This window comes from Kitasatospora sp. NPDC056651, assembly GCF_042792155.1.
GTDB lineage: Bacteria > Actinomycetota > Actinomycetes > Streptomycetales > Streptomycetaceae > Kitasatospora.
The window spans coordinates 60,339-72,953 of record NZ_JBHTWX010000037.1 but is presented as its reverse complement, the minus strand read 5'-3'; the positions used below and the strand labels follow the sequence as shown (position 1 = coordinate 72,953).

Here is a 12,615-nt window from a genome sequence, read left to right as displayed (position 1 = left end):
GCGTGAGGGAAACGCCCGGTTACATTCCGAACCCGGAAGCTAAGCCTCACAGCGCCGATGGTACTGCAGGGGGGACCCTGTGGGAGAGTAGGACGTCGCCGAACAATTATTGTGAATGAACCCCCATCCGGTTTCCGGATGGGGGTTCTTCGCGTTTCCGGGCCATCTCACTTGCCGATGCCCCTTTGTCCACCAGCAGGTGGTCCTAGGTCCACCCCGGAATTGGGGTGCCATGGCCAGTGTGGGTGGCGGGCGGTTCGTGAACACTGATGGAGGACGATCGGTACCGGCACCAGGAGCTTCCGTGACAACAGTGAGTCGTACGAGCGGCACGTCCGTAGGTGCGCAGGCCCGGTCCGCCTTCACGGCCGGCGGTGAGGGGCTCGCGCGGCTTGCCGTGGTGGTGTTGGCAGCGGTGCCGGGGGCGGTGCTGCCGGTGGGTGCTGCGGTCTTCTCGGGGGCGGTGTCGTCCCAGCTCCTCCAGTCGTACGACGTGGGGCTGTTCCTTGCCCTTCTGGTGGCGGTGGCCGTCGGCAGTGTGGTGGCCGCCACCAACGTCCGCCGCACCGCGAACCGCACGCGAGGCCAGCTGGAGCGCTGGTTCGGCATCCGGCTGCCGGCCGTGTACGAGCCCCGCCCGGAGCTGGAGTTGGACGGCCGGGGGCACTGGTGGACGGGCTACACGTACCACCGTTCGCGGACGGTGGCGAAGTACGCGCAGCTGGTCCACTGGGGCCTGCGGGACCGGACCACCCGTGCCGAGCTGGCCTGGCTGCTGGTGAACCCGTTTCTCGCGATCGCCTTGGCGGGCCCGGTGGTCGTTCTGCTGGGACTCGGCGCCGCCAACATCCTGACGGGGCCGGTGCCGACGGACGGGTTCGGCCCGCTGGACAGCCAGATGACGTCCGTCCTGCTGAGCGTCATGCTCGGGGCCGTCATGATCGCGGTCGGGATACTCGTGGCCCCGTTCGCGGTGCGCTGGTACGCGGAGGCGGCCCGTCGGGTGCTGGACCAGGACGGCCGGGCCACGCACGCCCAGCTGACCAGGCGGGTGGCCGAGCTGACCGAGACGCGGGCGGACGCGGCGGGCAACCAGGCAGCCGAACTGAGGCGGATCGAGCGGGACCTGCACGACGGCGCCCAGGCACGGCTGGTCGCGATAGGCATGACGCTGGGCACCATCGAGCACCTGATGGACACCGACCAGGCGGCCGCGCGGGAGCTCCTCGCCGAGGCGCGCCAGTCCTCGGCCCGGGCTCTTCAGGAGCTGCGGGACCTGGTGCGCGGCATCCACCCGCCGGTGCTCGCCGAGCGCGGACTGGGCGACGCGGTCCGGGCGTTGGCGCTGGACAGTGCGCTGCCGACGGAGGTGTGCGTGAGCCTGCCGGACCGGCCGCCGGCCCCGGTGGAGGCCGCGGTGTACTTCAGCATCTGCGAGTTGCTGGCCAACGCGGCCAAGCACTCGGGCGCGGAGCAGGTCTGGGTGGACATCCTCTACCGGGCGGGTTTCCTGCGGGTCTCGGTGACGGACGACGGAGTCGGTGTGGCGGATCCCTCGCGGGGGACGGGGCTGCGGGGAATCGAGAAGCGATTGGGTACCTTCGACGGTGTCCTCTCCATCGACAGCACGTCGGGCGGACCCACCACCATCACCTTGGAGTTGCCGTGCGAGTTGTCCTCGCCGAGGACCTCTACCTCCTTCGCGAAGGCCTGATCCGGCTGCTGGAAGCGCACGGCTTCACCATCGCCGCGGCGGTGGAGACCGGTCCCGAACTGTTGGAGGCGCTGCTGACCCACCGCCCGGATGTGGCCGTGGTCGACGTCCGGTTGCCCCCGACGCTCACCGACGAGGGCTTGCAGGCGGCGCTCAAGGCGCGGCGGGAGATCCAGGGCCTGCCGGTGCTGGTGCTGTCGCAGCACGTCCAACAGCTCTACGCACGGGAGCTGCTGGCCGACGGCACCGGGGGGATCGGCTACCTGCTGAAGGACCGGGTGTTCAACGCGGGGCAGTTCATCGACGCGGTCCGCCGGGTGGCGGCGGGCGGGACGGCGATGGACCCGGACGTGATCGCCAAGCTGATGCAGACCACCTCGCGCCGGCCCGGTCCGCTGCTGCGGCTGTCCCCGCGTGAGCGCGAGGTGCTGGAGCTGATGGCCGAGGGCTGTTCCAACTCGGCGATCGCAGCCCGCCTCTCGGTGAGCGACGGCGCCGTCGCCAAGCACATCGCCAACATCTTCACCAAACTCGAAATCGTCCCCGACGAGGACGCCAACCGCCGGGTGCTCGCCGTACTGGCCTACCTCAACGGCACGGCGGGGCAGACCGGCTGACGGGCAGACCGGGCTTCCACGCAGATCCGCGCGGTGCCGGAGGCCGTCGACGGGCCGTCGTACTGTGACACCCCAGGCTGTGGGAACGCTTAAACACCTGTACGAGTAAACTCCGGTGGGCCGAGCCCGGAGGTCGCTCAGACGTCCGGCGGCCCGACCGGCGGGACCCGGCAGTCGAGGCGCGTACGGCCGCAGCCGACATCCAGGGGTTGATAGACGTAATGGCACGCCCAACGCTCACCAAGGCCCATCGGGTCCTGCTCGGCCTGGTCGCGGCCGGTGCCTGCATCATCTCGGGCATCGGCTTCGCGGGCTCGTACAACGCGGTGCGCGAGCTGGCCATGGAGAAAGGTTTCGGCGCCTTCTCCTATGCCTTCCCCATCGGTGTGGACGCGGGCATCGTGGTACTCCTCGCGCTCGACCTGGTGCTGACCTGGCTGCGGATCCCGTTCCCCATGCTGCGGCAGACCGCGTGGCTGCTGACCGTCGCCACCATCGCGTTCAACGCGGCCGCTTCCTGGGGCGATCCGCTGGGCATGGGGATGCACGCCGTCATTCCGGTGCTCTTCGTCGTGGTGGTCGAGGCTTCGAGGCATGCGGTCGGCCGGATCGCGGCGATCACCGCGGACCGTCACATGGAGTCGGTCCGGGTGATGCGCTGGATCCTCTCCCCGGTGCCGACCTTCAGGCTCTGGCGGCGGATGAAGCTCTGGGAGCTCCGCTCCTACGACGAGGTGATCCGACTCGAGCAGAACCGCCTGGTCTACCGGGCGCAGCTGCGGTTCCGGTACGGGCGCGGCTGGCGGCGCTCGGCGCCGATCCAGGCGCTGCTGCCGCTCAAGCTCGCCAAGTTCGGGGTTCCGCTGGACCCGGCACTGCTCGACCGGCTGGATGACGAGGGCCGCGAGCGCGAGGTCAAGGAGGTCCCGGCGGAGCAGGAGGCGCAGGCGATCGGCCCCCAGGAGAACCGCACCACCGCGGCCATCGCCCCGGCCACGGACGGCCACCCGCAGCAGCCCCAGCACCCGCAGCAGGCGCCGGAGGCCGCCCAGCAGCCCCAGTCCCAGCAGGCTCCGGCCCAGTCGCCCGCGGCCGCCGCACCGATGTCCGCCGAGGTGGCGGCCCCGATGCTCGCCAAACTGGCCGCGGTCCGGCTGCGGGCCGCCCAGGAGCCGGACGGGGCGGCCGACGCGGCCGCGCAGCCGCGCCGCGAGGAGCTGAACGTCTGGACCGAACGCCCGGTCCGCACCACCGGCCACCCGGCCGATGCGGCCCCGGGCGGTCGGGTGCCCGGCCAGGCCTCGCCCTGGTTCAAGCCCCCGCGCCCGGTCGTCGACGAGCCCGCCCCGGTCCTGGTCCCGGCCCCCGCGCACGGTCCGCACCAGCCCGGGCAGCCCGCCGAGCCGGTGCACCGTCAGCAGGTCCAGCAGCCCGAGCAGTCCCAGCAGGCTCACCTGCCGGACCAGGCTCACCTGTCGGAGCAGGCCCACCTGCCGGAGGAGCCTGTCCGGCCCGCCGAGGCCGAGCAGTCGGTTTCGGCCGAGGACTTCGTGCCCGCCGAGCAGCCCGCGATGCTCCAGGCGCCCGCGCGCCTCGACCCGGACCTCGCCTATGAGGCGCTCGTCTCCTACATGGACAGCCACGGCCACCAGCCCGACCCCCAGCGCCTCGCCGGCTGGCTGACCAAGCACTTCGGCGTCACGGGCAAGGGCCCGGACGGTTCGGTCCACCCCAAGGAGGTCGCCGAGCTCTTCCCGGAGCTGCACGACCGCTACGTCGCCGCCGGGAGGGAGTGACGTCGGGCAGCCACCGGCCGGTCCCCGGGCGGCCATTGACGCCCGGCCGCGCCGGAGCTACCTTCGCCTCAACAAATTGTTGAAGCGCTGGTTCGGCATGGAGGAGTGCGGATGACACGGGTCGAGGCCGACGGAAACGGGCCGACGGACGGGGCCTCCTTCTCCGCCGCGGCCCGCGCCGCCGTGGAGGCGCTGCTCGCCCCGGTCGACGCCGACCTGGCGCGCCGCTACCCGGGCGAGCCCGGGACCAGGCAGCCGGTGCACACCGTCTACGTCCCGGCCGACGCCTTCGGCGCCGACACCGTGCGCGAGTGGGGCCGCCAGGCGCTGGAAGCCTTCGACCGGCACGCCGCCACCCCGGCCGAGCTGGCCCGTGCCCTCGGCGTCGCCGACGACGGGCTGCTCGCCGACGTGCACACCCGGGTCCGCGCCAAGCTGGAGCGCGAGCCGATCGAGGACCTGCGGATCGACTTCGAGGACGGCTACGGCCCCCGCCCCGACGCCGAGGAGGACGCGGCCGCGGTCCGCGCCGCCGAGCTGGTGGCCGCCGCGGTGGCCGAGGGCGGCGCGCCGCCGTACCTCGGCATCCGGGTCAAGTGCATGGAGGCCCCCGTGCGGGCCCGCGGCATCCGCACCCTGGAACTGTTCCTGGCCACCCTGCTGGCCGGCGGCGGGCTGCCCGAGGGGCTGGTCCTGACCCTCCCCAAGGTGACCTACGCCGAGCAGGTCACCGCGCTGGTCCGGCTGCTGGAGGACTTCGAGGGCCGGGCCGGGCTGCCCGCCGGCCGGATCGGCTTCGAGATCCAGATCGAGACCACCCAGGCGATCCTCGGCCCGGACGGCCGGGCCACCGTCGCCCGGATGATCGAGGCCGCCGAGGGCCGCGCCACCGGCCTGCACTACGGCACCTTCGACTACAGCGCCGCGTGCGGCGTCAGCGCGGCCCACCAGAGCATGGACCACCCGGTCGCCGACCACGCCAAGGCGGTCATGCAGGTGGCGGCCGCGGGCACCGGGGTCCGGCTCTCCGACGGTTCGACCAACGTCATCCCGACCGGCTCCGCCGAGCAGGTGCACGCGGCCTGGAAACTCCACCACGGCCTGGTCCGGCGCTCGCTCGCCCGCGCCTACTACCAGGGCTGGGACATGCACCCGGCGCACCTGCCGACCCGATACGCCGCGGTCTACTCCTTCTACCGCGAGGGCCTGTCGGCCGCAGCCGCCCGGCTCGCCGGGTACGTCGCCAAGACGGGCGGCGACGTGATGGACGAGCCGGCCACCGCCCGGGCGCTGAGCGGCTACCTGCTGCGCGGCCTGGACTGCGGCGCCGTCGACCTCGACGAGGTCACCGAGCTGACCGGTCTGGACCGCGAGCGGCTGAACACCCTGGCCGGTCGCTGACCCGCCGGCGGCCGGTCCTCCCGCCGGGCGCCAACTAGGCTGGCGGTGCCGCTCCCGTGCCCCGGGCGCGCGCCGTCAGCATTCGTCGCCCTCGGGAGGACCCCCGCACCATGTCCGCCACGCCGGAGCCCACCGCCAGGCCGTACCTCACCATCCGGCGGGCCGGCAGCCATGAGATCGAGATCAAGAAGTCCCGGTTCATCTGCCACCTCGCCCGGGTCGTGGACGAGGAGGAGGCGCAGGCCTTCATCGCGGGCATCCGCAAGCAGTACTGGGACGCCCGGCACAACTGCACCGCCTTCGTGGTCGGCGACGAGCAGCGCCGCGAGCGCTCCAGCGACGACGGCGAACCCGGCGGCACGGCCGGGGTGCCGATGCTGGAGGTGCTGCGCCGACGCGGCCTGACGGACACCGTCGCCGTGGTCACCCGGTACTTCGGCGGGATCAAGCTGGGTGCGGGCGGGCTGGTGCGGGCGTACGGGAACGCGGTGTCGGAGGCGGTCGGCGAGATCGGCCTGCTGGAGCGCCGGCCGGTCGCGCTGCTCGCGGTGGCGGTGGACCACGTCCGGGCCGGTCGGGTGGAGAACGACCTGCGGGCGGCCGGCTACACGGTCAGCGACCTCGCCTACGAGGCCGCCGGGGTACGGATCGAGGTGGGGGTGCCGGAGCCGGACGTGGCGGACTTCCACACCTGGCTGGCCGAGGCGACCGGCGGCACGGCGGTGGCGGTCCCGGCCGGCCGCACCTACGTCGAGGTGCCGGTCTGACCGCGGACACCTCCGGCACGGCGGGGCCGGGCGCCGTCCCGCCGAGCCGTCCCGCCGAGCCGTCCTGACGGCCCCTGAGGAGCGGTTCCCCGTAACCCAGGGCCCGCGCCACGCGGAAGACCGCTTGAGCAGATTCACCCGAACGTAGTGTCGTAGCCCGGAGTTGGAACTTCCCCTCCGGGCCGTGGCGTTTCCTGGGCAAGGTTCCGGCAGAACCGGACGAAACCATCGATGGAGGACACAGGACCCCACCCCGCACCACGGAGGTACGTGCATGACCTCGAACCGTTCGACCCCGAATCCCCAGTCCGCGACCCACCCGGTCCCGACGCACCCGACCGCCGACCACTCGGCTCCGAGCCAACCGGCTCCGATCCACCTGACTCCGAGCCACCCGGTGTCGAGTCACCCGCTCGCGAGCCGTCCCGTCCAGAACCGCGTCCGCACGCACACCGGTGCCGACGCACCTGGCTCCCGTGGCCCCACGACGCCCTACCGGATGACGGTCACCACGGCCCTCGCGCACCCGGAGGCCGTCGCCCTGGCCGACGAGCAGCTCGCCGCCTGGCTGAAACAGGAGGGCTTCGAGGAGCCCCCGCCCGCCGGGCCGGCCCCACTCGGGCCGGGCGCCGCGGCGGGTCCCGCCACCGAGCGCCTCCGCCTGGGCGAGCGGGTCCTGTTCGACCGGGACCAGGGCCCGCTGCGCGACGGCCCGGGCGCCGGCCGCTACGACCGCCGCCGCCTGCGCACTCCGGCCCCGCACGGCACCCAGCAGCTCACCCTCACGGTGGCCACCGGGGCGGACGGGCCGACCTGGGTCCGGCTGGAGGCCGAGACGCACAGCACCGGTACCGGCGTGCGCACCCCGTGCCGGGTGCCGGTGCCCGAACTCGCCCGTTCGCTCCTGCCGCTGCTCGACGCCACCGACGGCCCGGCCGCCGTCCACACCGGGCCCCGGGTGATCACGGCCGACGAGGTCGACGCCCTGATCGACGAGCTCTGCGACCCCGAGCGCAGGCTGCCCGTCGTGGTGGCCAGTGTCCCGGTGAACGTCCCGCTCGACGGCTGGGTGCACGACGTGGTCGCCCCGCTCTGTCGCCAGCTGCCCGGACTCGCCACCGCCTACGTGCTCGACCCCGGCGCCCGCACCGGGTTCAACGTCGCACTGGAGTACCACACCGTCTACGGCGGGGCGGTGCGGACCTACCTGCCCGAGGTCGACCCGGCCTCCCGGCAGGACAGCGCCCGACATCCGGTACTCGCCCGAGGCCGAATAGAAGAGGACCTGCGCCGCGCCGCCGGGCTGCTCGCCCGCGAGCCGCGCCGCCTCGCCGCGGACCAGCCGCTGCCACCGCCGTTGGCGGCCGTGCCGGTGCTGCGCGTCCCGCCGCCGCAGCTCCGCCGAGCCGCGGAGCGGACCACCGGGCGGACCGCCGGGAACGCCGCCGACGGAGCCGCCGACCGGACGGCCGGGGGCCGGGGCCCGGAGCGGGCCGCCGCCCGGGCCGACCTGACCGCGCTCGCCCGCGAGGAGCAGCAGGACCGCGCCGAACAGCAGGCCAGGGCCGACGAGCTGGAGCGGGTCCGGCACACCCTGCGCCTGGAGCGCCGCGATCACCGCGAGCGTGGCCAGGGCCGCGACAGCAGGGACATCCGGGAGGGCCGTCTCCGCTCCGGGGCCCGTGCGCTGACCGGCCGCCACTGCCTCGCGCCGGCCGGCGGCGGGCCGGCCCTGGGCGCGCACCCCGCCGTCCGCCCCGTCGCCCGTCCTGGCGCGCCCGACACCTTCAGCGAACTCATGGCCAGACTGGGCGAGTTCCCGCTGGTGACCTTCACCGGTGACCAGAAGACCGCGCTCGCCCTCGATGGGCTCCAGTGCACCGGCGCCGGGTGGGCCCGGCTCGCCTGGGACGGCCTGACGGCCCTTCAGGAGTACGCCGAGGCGGCTGTGCGCGGCGCGGCCGGCGGGGACTTCAAGCAGTGGTGCGAGCGCACCCCCGAGGGCTGCCGCCGCTTCCCGCCCCGCAAGGCGGTGCGCGGGGAGTCCCGGACGGTGTTCAGCCACACCAAGTGGAAGCGCGAGCGGATGCTGCCGGTGCCGGAGTGCGTCGACGCGTCCCGGCGCGCGTTCATGGGCGCGCACCTGCGGATCGGCGGCGGCCGCACCGCACCCCGGCTGCACTACCTGGACGACTGTTCCGGCAGCGGCCGGATCTACGTCGGCTACATCGGCCTGCACCTGACCAACACCCGGACCAACTGAGCGGCTTGGCTGACCGCCGCGCCCGTTCGGGGGACAATGTCCGCCAGGGGAGGGTCCGCAGGGTCGCCGACCGCCCCGGGCAGGCGCCGGACGAGCATGGGGGAACGACGACCGATGCAGTACTCAGCAGACGGCCAGTCCGACGGCACCGCCACCGTCCAGTTCCCCCGGCCGGGCTTCCTCGCCTCGGTCTTCCGTGACCTCGGAGCCGGCGAGGACCGGGAGCCGGACGGCGCCTCCACCGCCGGCCCCGGTGACGGCACGACCGGCGACGGCACGACCGGTGACGGTCGGTCCGGCAACGGGGCGTCCGGCGATGCGCCACCCGACCCGGGCCTCGACGGTCCGGACGGCCCCGGCCGTCCCGGCTCCGCCGAGGCCGGCCCGGACGACGCCGTGGCGGCGCACGCCCGGGCCGCCACCCTGACCCACCACCGCACACTCACCGTCCAGGCCGAGCACGACCGGCTGGCCGACCTGCTGCGGCGGGCCGCGCTGCCCGTCTCGGCGATGGACTTCGAGAGCCAGCTGCGCCACTACCAGCCCCGCCCCTACCCGGCCGACGGCCCCGCCGCCGAAGCCGAGTCAGAGCCCCGCTGGGAGGACTTCGCCCCCGTCGAACCGCCCGCGGCCGACCCGGAGAGCGGCCCGTCCCGTCGGCTGCTCGACTCCGGCTACCAGCGTGAGCTGGCCCAGGCCCGGCTCACCCACCAGCGCGCCCTACGCGAGTGGCGCACCCGCCGGGCCGAGGCCGGCAACCCGGCCGCCGACGAGTCCCGGCGCGCCCACGAGGCGGCCGAGGAGGCCCGGGCCCGCGTCGTGCGCGAGTACAACGAGAGCCTGGAGGAGTGCCGCCGGGCCTACCGGCTGGCCGAGCCGGCCGCCGTGGAATCGCTGCTGGAGCGGGCGCTGGCGGCGGCCGAGACCACCACCCAGGACCTGCCCGCCGCCTGCCGGGCGGTCTTCCGCCCGCTCACCCGCACCGCCGTACTGGACCTCGACCTGCCGCCGCTCGACCTGGTGCCCTCGCTCACCGGCTACCGGCTCGCCCCGGGCGGCGACATCGTCCCGGTGCCGCGCCCGCCCGCGGACCGGGCCACCGACTACCTGCGGCTGGTCGCCCGGCTCGCCCTGCGCGCCCTCCAGGCCGCCGACGCCGTCGACACCGACGAGATACTCGCCGGCGTCGTCCTCAACGGCTGGCTGCGCGATCCCGCCACGGCCGAGCCGCTCTGCCTGGTCAGCGTGGACGCCGACCGCGACGCGCTGGCCCGCACCCGGCTACTGCCGCCGGGCACCCCGTACGAGGAGCGCGACGACGAAGGCGTCTACGCCGACGCCGAGCAGGACGAGGCCCTGGTGCGGCTGCGCCAGCTCGGCGCGGCCGTCACCCCGGACCCGTACGACCGGGCCGGTGTCCGGCCGGCCGCCCAGGCCGGGGCCACCGTGCCGGCCGCCGCCGACCTGTCCGCCAACGAGTTCGCCCAGCTGGTGCGGGACCTGCTGACCCGCGGCGGGATCGCGCGGTGGAGCGTACGGCTGCGCGGCCCGGCCGGACTGGTCGCCACCGGGGAGGGCGCGCCCGGCAGCGCGCTGCCCGGCCGCTGGGTGGTCTGGGCCTCCCGGGACACCGCGTCGATCGGCGTCGAGCAGATCGAGACCCTGGCCGAGGCGGTGGGCGAGGAGTCCGCCGAGCGCGGCCTGCGGCTCACCACCGGCCGCTTCGCCGACGAGGTGCTGGACCTCACCGCCGGGGAGAGCCACCGGCACATCCACCTGATCGACGGCGACGGAGTCCGCGAACTGGCCCACACCCACCTGGGCCTACCGGTCGCCACCGGCAGCTGACCGACCGCACCCGCCCCCGCCCCCGACCCCGACCGCACCCCCCGACAGACCACCCCCGACCCCGCCCCCCGACCACCCCCGACCACCCCCGACAGACCGTGGCCCCGCCGGGGCCGCCGGGGGACATCACCCGGACGGCGCATCCGGCGGGCGCCCCGGAACCCCCGGACCGAGGCTGGGGGAACGGCTCCGCAGCACACACCCCAGCCCCGGCACTCCGGGCGATCACCGCCGAACGTGCGTCCGGTACGGCGGGCGGTCGGCCCGGCCAGGGGCGGATCCCAGGGGAGAGGAATGGGCAGAGCGCTCGGCAGACCGCACGGCGGCCCCGACCACCACACCGGATCGGCGCCGGAGCCGGCCCGATGACCGCGGTCCTGGTCGCCGCCGGGGCGTTCCTGATGACCCTGATCGGCGGTTTCGTCGCCCAGCGCACCGGCGACCGCCGGCACCTGGTGCTCGGCTTCGCCGCCGGACTGATGCTCGGTGTGGTCGCCTTCGACCTGCTGCCCGAGGCGCTCCACGAGGCGCCCGGGGAGGTGCACGGCGTGCCGGAGGCGCTGCTGATGTTCGCGGGCGGCTTCCTCACCCTCCACGTGGTCGAGCGGGCGGTCGCCATCCACCGCGGCCACGAGGGCGAGTACGCGGCGCACTCCCACGGCCACCACCAGGGCCACCCTCACGGACACTCCGGGCACCAGGGCGTCGGACTGGCCGCCGCGCTGGCCCTGGTCGGGCACAGCATGATGGACGGCTTCGCGATCGGCGCCGCCTTCCAGGCCGGCACCACGGTCGGCACGGTGGTGGCCATCGCGGTGGTCGCGCACGACTTCGCCGACGGCTTCAACACCTACACGATCACCCGGCTGTACGGGAACGACAGACGGCGGGCGCTGGCCCTGCTCGCGGCGGACGCGCTGGCCCCGGTGTCCGGGGCGGCGATCACCCTGGCCTTCACCATCCCGGAGCACCTGCTCGGCCTCTACCTGGGGTTCTTCTCCGGGTTCCTGCTCTACCTGGCGACCTCCGACATCCTCCCGGAGGCGCACAGTCCCCACCCCTCGCGCAGCACCCTGCTCTGCACCGTCGTGGGGGTCGGCTTCATGTGGCTGGTGATCGGGTTCGCCGGCTGAGGCCCGGTCGGCCCGGTCGGCCCGGTCGGCCCGGTCGGGCAGTTCGGCCGATCAGGCTGACCAGGCAGATCAGGCCGGAAGCCGCCCCCAGTACTCCCGCATCGAGGCCAGCGCCTCGGTGATGGCAGGCCGCCGGGATGCCTGGGAGCGCCAGAGCGCGAAGACCCGGCGGCTCGGCTCCGGCACCACCCGGCGGGCCGCCACCCCGGGCGGCAGCGGGCCCCGGCCCAGCCTCGGCACCAGTCCCATCCCCAGACCGGCCGCGACCAGCGCGATCTGGGTCTCGAACTCCCCGACCTGGTAGCGCACGTCCGGCTCCTCGCCGGCCTCGCGCAGGGTGCGGACCAGCCAGTCGTGGCAGATGTTGCCCGGCGGCACGCTGATCCACCGCTGCCCGCACAGCCGCTCCACCGGCACCGGGTCGAGCGCGGTCAGCGGGTCGTCGGCGGGCAGCAGCAGGTCCACCGGGTCCGTGCCGAGGTCCATCCGGGAGACCCCCTCCTGCACCGGGAGCGGTACGGTCGGCCAGTCCTGCACCAGCGCCAGGTCCACCTCACCCCGGGCCACCAGCTCGGCCGCCGGATACGGGTCGCGCTCCAGCAGCCGGACGTCCAGCTCCGGGCAGCGCCGCCGCAGATCGGCCAGCGCCCCGGGCATCAGCCCGCGGGCGCCGGACGGGAACGCGGCCACCAGCAGCCGCCCCGCGGCCCGGCCGCGCTGCTCCTCCAGACGCACCTCGGCCTGTTCCACCAGCCCCAGCACGGTCCGCGCGGTGGCGGCGAGTTCATGCGCGGCGTCGGTCAGCACCACCCCCCGGCCCTGGCGCTCCAGCAGCACCGTCCGGGTCTCCCGCTCCAGCTTGGCGATCTGCTGCGAGACCGCCGAGGGCGTGAAACCGAGCGCGGCCGCCGCCCCGCCGACCGAGCCGTGCACCGCCACCGCGTGCAGCGCCCGCAGGCGCCCCAGATCCATCATGCAGCGATCCTAAAGTGTCCCCTTCAGAATTCATCGCTGGTGCTACACGGTTCGGCGCCGCCATGCTCGACCCATGACCGCGACAACCACCGCCCCGAGCG

General features: G+C 74.5%; 9 protein-coding genes and 1 rRNA gene. 9 read left to right on the top strand and 1 reads right to left on the bottom strand.

Annotation, left to right across the window (positions count from 1 at the left end):
• The 9 genes from rrf to ACFRAR_RS16955 all read left to right on the top strand — a co-directional run.
• A 5S ribosomal RNA gene (gene rrf, locus ACFRAR_RS16995) occupies window positions 1–104 on the top strand; the annotation flags it as partial.
• A gap of 200 nt (window positions 105–304) precedes the next feature.
• Window positions 305–1,714: a histidine kinase gene (locus ACFRAR_RS16990; RefSeq protein ID WP_380698850.1), complete on the top strand. Its 1,410-nt coding sequence runs from the start codon at window positions 305–307 to the stop codon at window positions 1,712–1,714.
• A complete protein-coding gene (locus ACFRAR_RS16985) occupies window positions 1,666–2,331 on the top strand; it encodes a LuxR C-terminal-related transcriptional regulator (protein ID WP_380698849.1) in 666 nt (221 codons plus the stop codon). Before ACFRAR_RS16990 ends, ACFRAR_RS16985 begins: the two co-directional genes overlap by 49 nt.
• A gap of 221 nt (window positions 2,332–2,552) precedes the next feature.
• Entirely contained in the window at window positions 2,553–4,127 is a 1,575-nt protein-coding gene (locus ACFRAR_RS16980; protein ID WP_380698848.1) for a DUF2637 domain-containing protein, read from the top strand.
• A 111-nt stretch (window positions 4,128–4,238) separates the two neighbouring features.
• Complete coding sequence (locus ACFRAR_RS16975; RefSeq protein ID WP_380698847.1) at window positions 4,239–5,528, top strand: DUF6986 family protein; 1,290 nt, start codon at window positions 4,239–4,241, stop codon at window positions 5,526–5,528.
• A 110-nt stretch (window positions 5,529–5,638) separates the two neighbouring features.
• Complete coding sequence (locus ACFRAR_RS16970; RefSeq protein ID WP_380698846.1) at window positions 5,639–6,295, top strand: YigZ family protein; 657 nt, start codon at window positions 5,639–5,641, stop codon at window positions 6,293–6,295.
• Between the two features lie 499 nt (window positions 6,296–6,794).
• Entirely contained in the window at window positions 6,795–8,558 is a 1,764-nt protein-coding gene (locus ACFRAR_RS16965; RefSeq protein WP_380698845.1) for a hypothetical protein, read from the top strand.
• A gap of 114 nt (window positions 8,559–8,672) precedes the next feature.
• Window positions 8,673–10,406, top strand: coding sequence for a restriction endonuclease (locus ACFRAR_RS16960; RefSeq protein ID WP_380698844.1), 1,734 nt, complete (start codon window positions 8,673–8,675; stop codon window positions 10,404–10,406).
• Window positions 10,407–10,771: 365 nt separating this feature from the next.
• Window positions 10,772–11,539, top strand: coding sequence for a ZIP family metal transporter (locus ACFRAR_RS16955; protein WP_380698843.1), 768 nt, complete (start codon window positions 10,772–10,774; stop codon window positions 11,537–11,539).
• Window positions 11,540–11,608: 69 nt separating this feature from the next.
• On the opposite strand, the gene ACFRAR_RS16950 is transcribed toward ACFRAR_RS16955, so the two are convergent.
• Window positions 11,609–12,514 carry a LysR family transcriptional regulator gene (locus ACFRAR_RS16950; protein WP_380698842.1) on the bottom strand — a complete coding sequence of 302 codons (906 nt, stop codon included), beginning with the start codon at window positions 12,512–12,514 and terminating at the stop codon, window positions 11,609–11,611.
• Window positions 12,515–12,615 lie beyond the last annotated feature (101 nt).